The sequence below is a fragment of the Stutzerimonas degradans genome (genome assembly GCF_024448505.1).
GTDB classification, from domain to species: domain Bacteria; phylum Pseudomonadota; class Gammaproteobacteria; order Pseudomonadales; family Pseudomonadaceae; genus Stutzerimonas; species Stutzerimonas degradans.
Genome location: NZ_JAMOHV010000003.1, coordinates 284,896 through 297,891, shown reverse-complemented (window position 1 = coordinate 297,891; position 12,996 = coordinate 284,896). Strand labels below are relative to the sequence as shown.

Here is a 12,996-nt window from a genome sequence, read left to right as displayed (position 1 = left end):
CCCATATAAACCCACTTCGTGCCACTTCCTACCACTTGGGCGCACTATAGAAATGCCCGCCCCCCACCGTCAAGGCGAGCCCGACGGGAAAAACCCTTATGGCGCGGTTATTTAGCGTCGCTAAGCGAGACAGGCGGAATAAAAGGACGGATTCTGAATAGCAAAAGGGATACGACAGAACGAATTGCCCAACAAAGTTAAAGTGCTTTGTTAAGAGCAATAATCTTTCGGAATAATTGGGGAGTTGTTGGAGCGCAGAAAAATCGGAGAGTCGATCTGTAAGCCGGGTTCTGTCGAGGACAGTCATTCCTCTACGACAGTCATCGCTGACTGCCTCTAGCAACCTACCCGGATCCAGCGCGGGCCACGCCAATGGATCCCTATTTGGTCTTGCTCCAAGTGGGGTTTACCTAGCCACGGACTGTTGCCAGCCGTGCGGTGCGCTCTTACCGCACCTTTTCACCCTTACCGGCGCCGAAGCGCTTAGGCGGTTATTTTCTGTGGCACTTTCCGTAGGCTCGCGCCTCCCAGGCGTTACCTGGCACTTCGCCCTGTGGAGCCCGGACTTTCCTCCCTCCCCTTTTGCCGGAACAAAAAGAGACAGCGACTGTCCGATCGACTCTCCGGCCGCCAGAGTACCGTCGCGCGCAGAGCGCTGCAAGGCGGACCGATGCGCAGCGGTCGCGCAATCCAGTGCCGCGACCACCTCAAGCCTTGCGCTCAAGTGCCAGCTGGTAGAGCAGATTCTTGCGTACGCCGGTGATCTCGGCGGCCAACGCCGCAGCCCGCTTGAGCGGAAGCTCTCCCAGTAGCAAGTCGAGCACACGTAGCACCTCGGCACTGATGGCCTGGTCGTCCTCCGGCGCTTGCCAACCGGCTACCAGCAGCACGCATTCGCCACGCTGCTGGTTGCTATCGCTCGCGATCCAGGTGCGCAACTGTCCGAGCGGCAGCCCCTTTAGCGTCTCGAACGTCTTGGTCAGCTCACGACAGAGAACGGCGGACCGATCGGCGCCAAAGATCGCCTCGAGATCCTCCACACATTCCAAAATCCGATGGGGCGCCTCATAGAAGATCAGGGTGCGCGGTTCCTCCCTCAGCAACTCCAGCCGCGCCCTGCGACCGGCAGTCTTGGCGGGCAGAAATCCTTCGAAGATGAAGCGATCTGAGGGCAGCCCGGCCGCCGACAGCGCTGCAATCAACGCACACGCCCCCGGCACCGGCACCACGCGAATACCAGCCGCACGTGCTTGCCGCACCAGGTGATAGCCTGGGTCCGAGATCAGCGGCGTACCGGCATCCGAAATTAGCGCGATATCGTCGCCCGCCTGCAAACGCTCAAGAAAACGCCCGCCCTCGTCGCGCTCGTTATGCTCATGGCACGCCGCCAAGGGCGTGGCGATCCCGAAATGGGACATCAGACGCGCCGAGTGGCGAGTATCCTCGGCGGCGATCAGCGCGACCTCGCGCAACACTCGCAGCGCCCGCGCGCTGATATCTTCCAGATTGCCGATGGGCGTAGCGACCACATAGAGCGTACCCGCACCGGAATTCGCAGCGACGGTGGCAGTCACAGGGCTTACCTCATCACAAAAGCACGCATTGTAGCCCTATTGCCTGCCGCAACATCGCGACCGCGCCGGTGCTTGGGTACAATCCGCGCATTTCGCCATTTGCCTTCAGGAACGATTACATGATGGCTCGCCTACGCCCGCTGCTGACTCTCGGCCTCGTCGCACTACTCACGGCCTGCGCCAGTTCCCCCTCATCCACGCTGGGTGAGCTGCCGCGCACACCGCAGACCACGACGCAGCAATTGTTGCAGCAGGCCGATCAGAGCGATCCTGCGAAAGCCGCCGAGTTGCGCCTGGCAGCGGCCGATCAGAGTCTCGCCAAGGGCGAGACAGCACGGGCCCGAGGCATTCTCGAACAGGTGCCACTGGACAACCTGAAGCCCGCCCAACAGATCTTTGCCAGCACCCTTTTGGCCGAAATCGCACTGAGCGAGGGGCAACCACAACAGGCTCAGCAAGCACTGGCGCATCCGGCTTTCGAGCGCCTCGGTGAGCTGCCGGTCGACCAGCAAATTCGCAGCCAGACGGCTCGCGCACGGATGCTGGAAGCCAATGGGCAGATGCTGGCCGCCGCACGTGAGCGCATCTTCACCGCCCCGCTGCTCAGCGGCACCGCAGCGAAGGAAAACCATGAGGCGATCTGGGCCCTGCTTTCCGCACTGCCGGCCGGGGAAAGCCAAGGTGCTGGTGGCGATACCGATCTTGACGGCTGGCTATCTCTCGCAGCAGCGGTGAAACAGGCCGGCACCCTCGCGCAGCAGCAACGAGCGATCGACAGCTGGGTCGCGCAGCACCCTCAACACCCCGCCGCCAAACAGCTGCCGGCGGCGCTCGAGCAGCTACGCCAGCTCGCCGATCAGCCGCTTACGCACGTCGCCCTCCTGCTGCCGATGCAGGGCCAGCTGGCGTCCGTGGCGCAGGCGTTGCGCGACGGCTTCCTTGCCGCACACTTGCAGGCCCAGCAGGCAGGCGCAGCCGACTTGCGGATCGAACTCTACGACAGCTCGCGTATTTCCTCGTTGGACGCGGTCTATCAGCAGGCGCAAACAGATGGTGTCCAGCTCATCATCGGCCCACTGGAAAAAGATCTGGTACGCCAGCTAAGCGAGCGCGAGCGTCTGCCGATCACAACGCTGGCGCTCAATTACAGCGACGCAGGCCAGAACACACCGCCACAACTGTTCCAGTTCGGCCTGGCAGCCGAAGACGAAGCGCGCGAAGTAGCCCGGCGCGCATGGGCGGACGGCCATCGCCGCGCCATAGCCTTGGCCCCTCGCGGCGAATGGGGTGCGCGCATCCTCGCAGCCTTCCGTCAGAGCTGGGAGGATGCCGGCGGTACGCTGGTCGCCGCCGAGCCGCTGGCAGAACCCGTGGAACTAGCCAACCAGATAGCCGCACTGCTCCAGCTGCGCAACAGCGAATCGCGCGCGCAGAGCGTGCAGAACACGCTCGGCAAGGATGTGAGCAGTCAGCCCACACGCCGCCAGGATGTCGACTTCATCTTCCTTGCGGCCACTCCGCAGCAAGCCCAGCAAGTCCGCCCGACGCTGATCTTCCAGTACGCCGGCGACATCCCGGTTTACGCCACATCACACCTGCACGCGGCGAATCAGAACCGTACCCAGTATCTCGATCTCGACGGCATCCGCTTCGCTGAAACACCGTGGCTACTCGATCCACAGCTCCCGCTGCGCCAACAGATCGAGCGACAGTGGCCGCAGGCCGCGGGCAGCCTGGGACGCCTGTACGCAATGGGCGCCGATGCCTACCTGCTCGCCCCGCGACTGAATCAGCTGCTGGCGCTGCCGAATACGCAGCTGGACGGACTGTCCGGCACACTGAGTCTCAATCCGCAGCAACGCATCGAACGACAGCTGCCTTGGGCGCAATTTCGCGACGGTCAAGTCGAACGCCTGCCACTCAATCCTTTGCCATGAGCGAACACCTGGCGCGGGGGCGCAGCACCGAGACCCTGGCGCACGATTATCTCGTCCGCCAGGGGCTGCGTCTGCTGGCACAGAATTGGAGCTGCCGCAGCGGAGAGCTCGATCTGGTCATGCTGGACGGCGATACAGTAGTATTCGTCGAGGTTCGCTACCGACGCCACGCGGCCTGGGGTGGCGCTGCCGCCAGCGTCGATAGCCGAAAACAGCAAAAGCTGATCAGAGCCGCCGAACTGTTTCTGCAGCAAGAGGCTCGCTGGGCTAAGTACCCCTGCCGCTTCGACGTCATCGCACTGGATGCCGGCGGGCCGATCATGGATCAGCACTGGATCCGCAACGCCTTTGACAGCTGAACGCTCACCACAGCGCGGCATTCGAGCACGCTTACAGCAAGCCTCCCCTGGCTTGCCCATCATTGAAGGTCATCCATCGATGGATATGCAAACCCGTATTCGGCAGCTTTTTCAGGCCAGCATCGACACCAAACAGCAAGCGATGGGCGTCCTCGCGCCCAGCATCGAGCAAGCCGGACAGGCGATGGTTAACGCGCTGCTCAGCGAGGGCAAGATTCTCACCTGCGGCAATGGTGGATCGGCCGGCGATGCCCAGCATTTTTCCTCTGAACTACTGAACCGCTTCGAGCGTGAACGCCCGAGTCTGCCCGCCATCGCGCTGACGACTGATAGCTCGACGCTGACTTCTATCGCCAACGATTACAGCTACAACGAGGTTTTCTCCAAGCAGATACGCGCGCTGGGCCAACCGGGCGATATTCTGCTGGCGATTTCCACCAGCGGTAACTCCGCGAATGTGATCCAGGCCATCCAGGCCGCGCATGACCGGGAGATGCTTGTGGTGGCCCTTACCGGACGAGACGGCGGTGGTATGGCTTCGCTGCTGCTTCCGGAAGATGTCGAAATCCGGGTACCGGCCAACGTTACCGCGCGCATCCAAGAGGTCCATTTGCTGGCCATTCATTGCCTGTGCGATCTGATCGACAATCAGCTGTTTGGGAGTGAAGAATGAAAGCGCTGCGCCTGCCTGCATTCCTCGGCCTGTGCCTGCTCGCTACAGGCTGCAGTTCGGTATTGAACGCCACGCGCGAAGAGCCGATTGCAGACAATCGCGGCACTCGCACTATCGGCAGCACCATCGACGACTCGCTGATCGAAACCAAGGCGGCGGTCAATATCGCCAAGGCCCACGTCGATCTTGACCAGGGGTCGCATATTGTCGTCGCCAGCTACAACGGCGTCGTTCTGCTGGCCGGGCAAACGCCGCGCAGCGATCTCAAGCAGATGGCCGAGCAGGCGGCTAGCTCCGTGCAGCGCGTAAAGCGCGTCCATAACGAGCTGCAGGTACTGCAACCGTCATCGGCCCTGGCGCGAAGCAACGACACTTGGCTGACAACCAAGATCAAGGCTCAGATGCTCGCCGACAACAGCGTTCCGGGCTCGCGCATCAAGGTGATCACCGAAAACGGAATCGTCTATCTGCTGGGCCTGGTGACCCGCCAGGAAGGCAATCGCGCCACCAGCGTGGTGCAAGGTGTCGGCGGCGTGCAACGCATCGTCAAGCTCTTCGAATACATCGATTAACGATCAGTCAGCAGGTGGCCGAGCTGCGGAAAGCACCTCGGCTGCCACGTGAGCAGAAACGAAACGGTCGCTTTCCGGAGTGCGAGAGAAACCGCAAGCACCTCAGCAGCTCCCGCCTTTCGGCGCGCTTAGCCAACCTCGCCCCCGATTCCGCCGATTCCGCCGCCCTTACTTAACAACCTTCAGACTCGGCCGACCCGCCGGACGCTGGCCGCCCTCGCCATCCACCGCGCCGCCCCCATCAGCAGGCGAATCGTCCGGGGATGTCGGCTCAATCTCAAAGACCATACCTTGTCCGTTCTCGCGCGCGTAGATGGCCATCACCGCACCAGCGGGAATGTACAAGGAATGCGATACACCACCGAAGCGCCCCTCGAAGCTTACCGCCTCATTGTCCATTTGCAGATTGCGCACCGCACTCGGCGCCACATTCAGCACGATCTGACCGTCGTTGGCAAAACCGGCCGGAATCTGCACCCCGCGGTATTCGGCATCGACCAACAGATGGGGCGTGCAATCGTTATCAACAATCCATTCGTAAAGCGCTCGGACCAGATAAGGGCGACTCGAATTCATGTGAAAGCCTCCTTCAACGCATAGTGCGCTCAATGGATGAAACACTAGCCTGGAAAGCCTCGCGGGCGAAGTTGCGCTCCATGTAGCCAAGCAACGGTCGGGACGCTCGCGGCAGCTCAACTCCGAGCACCGGCAATCTCCAGAGAATCGGCAACAAGCAGCAATCGACAACGCTCATCTCATCGCTCATGAAGTACGGCTTCTCCGCGAAAACCGGCGAAACACCGCTCAGGCTTTCCCTGAGCTCCTTGCGCGCCTGCGTGCGCGCCTCTTCACGGGTACGCCGATCCAGGATGCGGTCAACCAACGAACACCAGTCCCGCTGGATACGATGCACCAGCAACCGCGTGTGGGCGCGCGCCACCGGATAGACCGGCAGCAGCGGCGGGTGCGGATAACGCTCCTCTAGATATTCAAGGATGACCCCTGGCTCATACAGCACCAGATCACGGTCAACCAGCGTTGGTACGCCAGCGTAGGGGTTCAGCTCGGCCAGCCTCGCCGGGCACTGCCCCGCCTGAACATCAATGACCTCGACAGCGACGCCCTTCTCCGCAAGCGCAAGGCGCACTCGATGAGAGTAATGATCGGCAGGATCGGAATAGCAGGCCAAGCGGTTGGCTGCAGCCATAGGTCCTTCCTCATGCGGTTATCCGAAAGCAGAAAAAACACGCGCGCCCATTGGGCGCGCGTGAGGTGCAGCTTGAACAGCAGAGTACTTAGTGAACGTCTTTCCAGTACTCACGCTTGAGCAGGTAGGCGAACACGAAGAAGAATGCCAGGAACAGCAGCACGTAGGTGCCGATGCGCTGACTTTCCAGCTTGACCGGGTTGGCCGAGTAAGCCAGGAAGGTCACCAGATTCTTGATCTTCTCGTCGTACTCCGCCTCGCTCAGGGTGCCAGTACCCGGCTCCACAATCATCTGATCGCAAGCTTCCTGAGTGATCGGCGTGCCGGTCAGCGGATCGAACTGCTTGCGTCCGTCCTCAACGACCTGCACCTGCTTGCAACCCATTACGCGGCGGCCCTGCAGCGGTGCCAGCACGTGCGGCATACCGACGTTCGGGAACACCGTGTTGTTGACCCCGTATGGGCGGGCCGGGTCTTCATAGAAGCTGCGCATGTAGGTATACACCCAGTCATTGCCACGAACGCGCGCAACCAGCGTCAGATCCGGCGGCGGAGCACCGAACCAGACCTTGGCGTCTTCGGCCTTCATGCCGGTCTTCATATGATCACCGAACTTGGCGCCAGTGAAGACGACATTCTTCATCATGATGTCTTCCGGAATTCCGAGATCGGTAGCGACACGCTCATAACGCTGATACTGCGTTCCATGGCAGCCCATGCAGTAGTTGGCGAACGTCTTCAGACCATCCTGCATCGCGGCCTTATCGGTCAGATCGATCTCGACCTTGTCCAGGTGAGGCTCGGTGCCGGCCGCGAACGCAAAGACCGGCAGAATCGCGAGAATCAATGCAGCAAATTGCTTTTTCATCAGCCATCCACCCTTTGCGGAACCACTTTGGTCTTCTCGAGCCGGGTGTAGAACGGCATCAGAACGAAGTATCCGAAGTAAATAACAGTACAGATCCGAGCCAGCAACGTGCGCTCCGGAGTAGGCGCGAGAACACCCAGAACACCCAGGATCACGAAGGCGATGCAGAAGGCCAGCAGCGCGATCTTGCTCATCCAACCCTTGTACTTCATGGACTTGACCGGGCTGCGATCGAGCCACGGCAGCACGAACAGCACCGCAATCGAAGCCCCCATCGCCACTACGCCCAACAGCTTGTCCGGAACCGCGCGCAGAATCGCGTAGAACGGAGTGAAGTACCAAACTGGTGCAATGTGCGCAGGTGTCTTAAATGCGTTAGCCACCTCGAAGTTCGGCTTCTCGAGGAAATAGCCACCCATTTCAGGGAAGAAGAACACGATGGCGCAGAAAACGAACAGGAACACCACCACACCGACGATGTCTTTGACGGTGTAATACGGATGGAACGGAATACCGTCCAGCGGTACGCCGTTTTCGTCCTTGGTCTTCTTGATGTCGACGCCCAGCGGGTTGTTCGAACCGACTTCGTGCAGCGCCAGGATGTGCAGCACGACCAGCCCGAGAATCACGATCGGCAGAGCAATCACGTGCAGTGCAAAGAAACGGTTCAGCGTGATGCCGGAGATCAGATAGTCACCACGGATCCACTGAGTCAGATCGTCGCCGATGACCGGAATGGCACCGAACAGCGAAATGATCACCTGGGCACCCCAGTAGGACATCTGCCCCCAAGGCAGCAGATAACCCATGAAGGCTTCGGCCATCAGCGCCAGGTAAATCATCATGCCGAAGATCCACACCAGCTCGCGCGGCTTCTGGTACGAACCGTAGAGCAGACCACGGAACATATGCAGATACACCACCACAAAGAACGCCGAAGCGCCGGTGGAGTGCAGGTAGCGGATGATCCAGCCGTACTCCACGTCGCGCATGATGTACTCGACGGACGCGAAGGCGCCTTCGGCCGAAGGCTCGAAGCTCATCGTCAGCCAGACACCGGTCAGTATCTGGTTGACCAGAACCAACAGAGCCAGCGAACCAAAGAAGTAGAAGAAGTTGAAGTTCTTCGGCGCGTAATACTTGGACAGATGGTCTTCCCACATTTTCGTCGCGGGGAAGCGGGCATCGACCCATTCCATGAACTTGCTCATCAGGCTTTCTCCTGGTCCACGCCGATAATGATGACATTATCGGTTTCGTACGTGTGCGGGGGCACCGGCAGGTTCAACGGAGCGGGCTGCGCCTTGTAAACACGTCCAGCCATGTCGTACTTGGAGCCGTGGCAAGGACAGAAGTAGCCGCCCAGCCAATCAGCACCGAGGTCAGCCGCTGCCACTTCAGGACGGAAGGACGGCGCGCACCCCAGATGGGTGCAAAGTCCGACGACCACCAGCAGTTCCGGCTTGATCGCACGGTTCTTCGGATCGACATATGTCGGCTGCACCGACGCCTTGGACTCAGGGTCGGCCACCTGAGCAGTCAGCTTCTCCAGATTGCCGAGCACCTCCTCGGTGCGACGCACGATAAATACCGGCTGACCCCGCCACTCGGCGACCATCTGCTGTCCCGGCTCGATTTTGCTGACATTCACTCTCACCGGTGCACCGGCAGCCTTGGCCTTGGCACTCGGGAACCACGATCCCACGAACGGGACCGCGGCACCCACCGCTCCTGCAGCACCTACCACCGAAGTGGCGGCTACGAGGAAGCGACGCCGGCCAGCATTCACGCCGTCATTGCTCATTCAGTCGTCTCCCATCAGCTTCTTATGACCTGCTTGGAAGCAGGCATTTACTACGTAAAATCGGGCCGCGAAAAATTCGCCAAATGGTAAAGAAAAGCCCCCCTCCTGACAAGGCAATAGCCTGACACAAATCGGCTGGAGCCCTACAGGATCGCGGCCTCCGGCGCGCGACATGCTGTCGCAGCGAATACCTCGCCCATAAAAAAACGCCCGGACCTTGCGGAGCCGGGCGTTCTTTTGAAGCGCTTGTTAGCGCTTGGAGTACTGCGGACGCTTACGCGCTTTGCGCAGGCCGATCTTCTTACGCTCTACCTCGCGAGCATCGCGAGTAACGAAACCAGCTTTGCGCAGCGGGCTACGCAGAGTCTCATCATAAGAGATCAGCGCACGGGTGATGCCATGGCGGATAGCGCCAGCTTGGCCAGTCACACCGCCACCAAGAACAGTAACGTACACATCGAACTTCTCGGCAGTGGCAGTCAGCTCGAGCGGCTGACGAACCACCATGCGCGCGGTTTCGCGACCAAAGAAGTTATCCAGCTCACGATTGTTGATCGAAATCTTGCCAGTACCCGGACGCAGGAAAACGCGTGCGGTTGCAGTCTTGCGACGGCCAGTGCCGTAATTTTGAGTCGCCGACATAATGAACTATTCCGTTAAATCTTCAGTTCTTGGGGCTGCTGAGCGGAGTGCGGGTGGTTGGCACCCTTGTACACCTTCAGCTTACGATACATGTCGCGACCCAGCGGGTTCTTTGGCAGCATGCCTTTTACCGCAGTCTCGATCACGCGCTCGGGCGCCTTGGCGATCAGCTTCTCGAAGTTGATCGACTTGATGCCACCCGGAAAACCGGAGTGAGAGTAGTACATCTTGTCGGAAGTCTTGGCACCAGTAACACGCACCTGCTCCGCGTTGATCACAACGATGTAGTCGCCGGTATCGACGTGCGGGGTGTATTCCGGCTTGTGCTTGCCACGCAGGCGGCTAGCGATTTCGGTTGCCAGACGACCCAGGGTCTGGCCGGCAGCGTCGACGACGAACCAGTCGCGCTTGACGGTTTCCGGTTTAGCAGTAAAAGTCTTCATTCGTTATAGCCTCAGGGGCCGCCCTGAAAATAAGACGGCGAATCTTACTGAATGGTGCTCGCCCTGGCAAGGCCAGGACAGCCGGAAACAGACGCTATCGGGGGCTCGGGTCAGCGCGTCCGCTACGGCGGTGATTCGGCAGGCTAGGCATCCCCTGCCTTCTTTGCGTCACCAGGCTAGGCATCCCCGGCGACAGGCTGCGGAATTATCCTGATTGCCGTAGAAATAGCAACTGCCTTTTTGCCCATCCGACCTGGCGCACCTTGTGGTGCACCTCTACGGCAATATCATCTGACCCCATCGTGTTAGCGTTTCGACGAGCGCGAACACCCAATGACACCCGCGCCACCTTGTCGCTAAGCTGCGCTCCTGAAACAGATGCACGCAAACTAAATACCGAGGATCGCCTTCAATGATCTCTGCGCACCTGCTCGCGCCGGCCAGCCTTCTCGCGGGCTGGTTGATCTATGCGCTCGCCCTGCTTTGGGCTGCCTGGCGCGCGCCGTGGGTTGAACTGTTCAGCGACACAAGGCGCCAGCACTTGTTGTTTGGCGCCATGCTGGCGATCTTCCTGCTCTGGCTGGTGCGGCGCGACTTCGACTCAGGACTGTCCTTCCATTTCATCGGACTGACCGCCGTTACGCTTTTGCTGGATTGGCCGCTGGCCATCCTCGCCGCCTTCAGCGCGCAACTCGGCCTGACGCTCACCGGTCACCAGCATCTGATCGCACTGGGCATGAACGGCGCGCTGCTGATTCTTATTCCTGTGTTGATAACCGTAATCTGCGCACGTCTAGTCGAACGAGCTCAACCACGCAACCTGTTCGTCTTTATATTCTTTTCCGGATTCTTCCCAGCGGCACTGGCGGCGATGTTCTGCGTGCTGGCCTCGCTAGGCATACTGCTGGTGGACGGGAGATATCCGATGCCTCCTTGGCTGGAGGACTTCGCAGGTTATCTCTGGCTGGTAATGTTTCCGGAAGCCTTCATCAACGGCACCGCTATCACCGCATTGGTGGTTTTCTGTCCGGACTGGCTGGAGCGCTTCAACCGCAGCCGCTACCTGCAAGCACCTTGGAAAGATGAAGAACGCTAGCCTGACACTGCAAGCTCCGGGCTCTGCCTGCTACCCGGCGCCAGATCAATGCTCACACAGCGGCAGATCAGCAGAGAACAGCTCGTCTTCTACCCCATCACCGGGGATTGCATGCTCCTCGGCAGCCCACGCCCCAAGATCGATCAGTTTGCAGCGTTCGCAACAGAACGGCCGGTGCGGACTTTGCGCCCCCCACTCCACCGGCGCCCCGCAGGTAGGACATATAACGCTGATCGCGGTCACTGCCGACCTCCTCGTAACGTCAGATAGAAACGGTGCAAGCGCTCCACTTCCGCTTGCAACCAGGCCAGGTCGTGATCGTTCAGCAACACATCGTCAGCGTGACGCAATCGTTCCTCGCGCGAAGCCTGCACCTTCAGAATAGCCCGCACCTGTTCTTCACTGGTCAGGTCCCGCCCTACGGTGCGCTCGACCTGCAGTGCCTCCGGAACATCTACCACTAGCACGCGATCTACCTGTCGGTACTGTCCTGATTCCACCAGCAAGGGCGAAACCAGGATCGCATACGGCGATTCGGCATCGGCCAGATGCGCAGCAACCTCTGCACGAATCAACGGATGCAACAACCGCTCGAGCCAAATGCGCTCATTTGGATCCAGGAAGATCCGCTCGCGAAGCGCCGCTCGATTCAAAGCCCCTTCATGCAGTACGCCCGGGCCAAAATGCTCGACAATCTGCTGCAACGCCGGACGTCCCGGCTCCACCACCCACCGAGCAGCCTGATCGGCATCCACCACATGTATGCCCAGACGAGCGAAGTGGTTGGCCGCCGCCGTCTTGCCGCTGCCAATACCGCCGGTCAAGCCGAGAATCCAAGGCTTCATCAACACATCCACGCAATTCCAACGGGCTCGCAGTAGTAGTCACTCAGCACGCCCAATGCAAGACGCAGCCAGCCTTTACGCCCCACAATTAAAACGGCGCAGGCTCAGATATGCGCGAACTGCAGATAACTACGAGTAATGGAATCGCCCCACAACAACGCGACCCACCCTGCAATAGCCAGATAAGGTCCGAAAGGAATCGGCGTGCCCTGCGCAGCACGGCGTATGCGCAGCAGGATGCTGCCAAGCACGGCCCCTACCAGCGAGGACAGCAGAATGGTGAGCGGCAGTACTTGCCAACCGCCCCAGGCACCGATCATCGCAAGCAGCTTGAAGTCACCGTACCCCATGCCCTCCTTGCCGGTAACCAGCTTGAACAGCCAGTAAACCGTCCACAGACTCAGGTACCCGGCAATCGCCCCCCACAGGGCATCTACCAGCGACACAAAAAGGTCACCACTATTAACAATCAGCCCCAACCAGAGCAGCGGCAGCACCAACGAATCCGGCAACAGCTGATGGTCGATATCGATCAGACTCATCGCCAGCAGCCCCCAGGTCAGCAACAGCATGGCGCCTGCCTGCCAAGTAAAGCCTAAGTGCCAAGCCACGTAACCCGAGAGAAGCCCGCTAGCAAGCTCAACCAGCGGATAACGAGCAGGGATAGGCTTCTTGCAAGACGAACATCTGCCCCGTAGTGCCATCCAGCTCAGTAACGGAATGTTCTCCCATGGCCGAATCGAATGTGCGCAATGCGGACACCGCGAAGGTGGCAGGAATAGGTTGAACGTCGCCCCAGCCGACTCGGCCGGCAGCTCCAGAAACTCCCGCGCCTGCGCCTGCCACTCGCGCTGCATCATGAGCGGAAGACGATAGATGACGACATTGAGAAAGCTGCCTGCCAACAGCCCAAGCAGCGCCGCACACAAAACAAAGGCCAGCGTATGGCTGGCCAGAAAATCAAACAGCATCATGA

16 protein-coding genes and 1 other RNA gene are annotated in these 12,996 nt (G+C 60.0%); 5 read left to right on the top strand and 12 right to left on the bottom strand.

The features are described 5' to 3' along the window. Positions 1-263 precede the first annotated feature (263 nt). An RNA gene (gene rnpB, locus NAV27_RS06595) (RNase P RNA component class A) lies at positions 264-623 on the bottom strand. A gap of 84 nt (positions 624-707) precedes the next feature. Then, a complete protein-coding gene (gene rsmI, locus NAV27_RS06590) occupies positions 708-1,574 on the bottom strand; it encodes a 16S rRNA (cytidine(1402)-2'-O)-methyltransferase (protein ID WP_102827569.1) in 867 nt (288 codons plus the stop codon). Positions 1,575-1,693: 119 nt separating this feature from the next. On the opposite strand from rsmI, the gene NAV27_RS06585 reads away from it, so the two are divergent. The 4 genes from NAV27_RS06585 to NAV27_RS06570 all read left to right on the top strand — a co-directional run bounded on the left by NAV27_RS06585 (position 1,694) and on the right by NAV27_RS06570 (position 5,115). After that, complete coding sequence (locus NAV27_RS06585) at positions 1,694-3,511, top strand: penicillin-binding protein activator (RefSeq protein ID WP_180981389.1); 1,818 nt, start codon at positions 1,694-1,696, stop codon at positions 3,509-3,511. Next, the gene (locus tag NAV27_RS06580) at positions 3,508-3,870 is read left to right on the top strand and encodes a YraN family protein (RefSeq protein WP_009867966.1); all 363 of its coding nucleotides are present in this window, start codon (positions 3,508-3,510) and stop codon (positions 3,868-3,870) included. The genes NAV27_RS06585 and NAV27_RS06580 overlap by 4 nt, the downstream gene beginning before the upstream one ends. Before the next feature lie 79 nt (positions 3,871-3,949). Beyond that, positions 3,950-4,543 carry a phosphoheptose isomerase gene (locus tag NAV27_RS06575; protein WP_037019933.1) on the top strand — a complete coding sequence of 198 codons (594 nt, stop codon included), beginning with the start codon at positions 3,950-3,952 and terminating at the stop codon, positions 4,541-4,543. Beyond that, on the top strand, positions 4,540-5,115 hold the full coding sequence (locus tag NAV27_RS06570) for a BON domain-containing protein (RefSeq protein ID WP_009867970.1): 576 nt from the start codon (positions 4,540-4,542) through the stop codon (positions 5,113-5,115). The genes NAV27_RS06575 and NAV27_RS06570 overlap by 4 nt, the downstream gene beginning before the upstream one ends. 168 nt (positions 5,116-5,283) lie before the next feature. On the opposite strand, the gene NAV27_RS06565 is transcribed toward NAV27_RS06570, so the two are convergent. From NAV27_RS06565 to rplM, 7 genes are all read right to left on the bottom strand, one after another. Continuing rightward, positions 5,284-5,691: a ClpXP protease specificity-enhancing factor gene (locus NAV27_RS06565; RefSeq protein ID WP_102827570.1), complete on the bottom strand. Its 408-nt coding sequence runs from the start codon at positions 5,689-5,691 to the stop codon at positions 5,284-5,286. A gap of 13 nt (positions 5,692-5,704) precedes the next feature. Next, the gene (locus NAV27_RS06560) at positions 5,705-6,322 is read right to left on the bottom strand and encodes a glutathione S-transferase N-terminal domain-containing protein (protein WP_102827571.1); all 618 of its coding nucleotides are present in this window, start codon (positions 6,320-6,322) and stop codon (positions 5,705-5,707) included. Between the two features lie 88 nt (positions 6,323-6,410). Continuing rightward, complete coding sequence (locus NAV27_RS06555; RefSeq protein WP_009867976.1) at positions 6,411-7,190, bottom strand: cytochrome c1; 780 nt, start codon at positions 7,188-7,190, stop codon at positions 6,411-6,413. Next, complete coding sequence (locus NAV27_RS06550; RefSeq protein ID WP_102827572.1) at positions 7,190-8,401, bottom strand: cytochrome b; 1,212 nt, start codon at positions 8,399-8,401, stop codon at positions 7,190-7,192. The genes NAV27_RS06555 and NAV27_RS06550 overlap by 1 nt, the downstream gene beginning before the upstream one ends. Further along, the gene (gene petA / locus NAV27_RS06545) at positions 8,401-8,994 is read right to left on the bottom strand and encodes a ubiquinol-cytochrome c reductase iron-sulfur subunit (RefSeq protein ID WP_102827573.1); all 594 of its coding nucleotides are present in this window, start codon (positions 8,992-8,994) and stop codon (positions 8,401-8,403) included. The genes NAV27_RS06550 and petA overlap by 1 nt, the downstream gene beginning before the upstream one ends. Positions 8,995-9,243: 249 nt before the next feature. After that, positions 9,244-9,636 carry a 30S ribosomal protein S9 gene (gene rpsI / locus NAV27_RS06540; RefSeq protein ID WP_009867980.1) on the bottom strand — a complete coding sequence of 131 codons (393 nt, stop codon included), beginning with the start codon at positions 9,634-9,636 and terminating at the stop codon, positions 9,244-9,246. 14 nt (positions 9,637-9,650) lie between these two features. Beyond that, the gene (rplM, locus tag NAV27_RS06535; RefSeq protein WP_009867981.1) at positions 9,651-10,079 is read right to left on the bottom strand and encodes a 50S ribosomal protein L13; all 429 of its coding nucleotides are present in this window, start codon (positions 10,077-10,079) and stop codon (positions 9,651-9,653) included. Between the two features lie 412 nt (positions 10,080-10,491). Here rplM and NAV27_RS06530 point away from each other — a divergent pair, with 412 nt between their 5' ends. Continuing rightward, positions 10,492-11,175, top strand: a complete 684-nt coding sequence (locus NAV27_RS06530; RefSeq protein ID WP_102827574.1) for an energy-coupling factor ABC transporter permease — start codon at positions 10,492-10,494, stop codon at positions 11,173-11,175. Between the two features lie 45 nt (positions 11,176-11,220). On the opposite strand, the gene yacG is transcribed toward NAV27_RS06530, so the two are convergent. The 3 genes from yacG to NAV27_RS06515 all read right to left on the bottom strand — a co-directional run bounded on the left by yacG (position 11,221) and on the right by NAV27_RS06515 (position 12,994). After that, on the bottom strand, positions 11,221-11,418 hold the full coding sequence (gene yacG / locus NAV27_RS06525) for a DNA gyrase inhibitor YacG (RefSeq protein WP_102827575.1): 198 nt from the start codon (positions 11,416-11,418) through the stop codon (positions 11,221-11,223). Further along, on the bottom strand, positions 11,415-12,020 hold the full coding sequence (gene coaE, locus NAV27_RS06520; protein ID WP_102827576.1) for a dephospho-CoA kinase: 606 nt from the start codon (positions 12,018-12,020) through the stop codon (positions 11,415-11,417). The genes yacG and coaE overlap by 4 nt, the downstream gene beginning before the upstream one ends. Before the next feature lie 104 nt (positions 12,021-12,124). Further along, complete coding sequence (locus NAV27_RS06515; RefSeq protein WP_102827577.1) at positions 12,125-12,994, bottom strand: prepilin peptidase; 870 nt, start codon at positions 12,992-12,994, stop codon at positions 12,125-12,127. Positions 12,995-12,996: the final 2 nt, after the last annotated feature.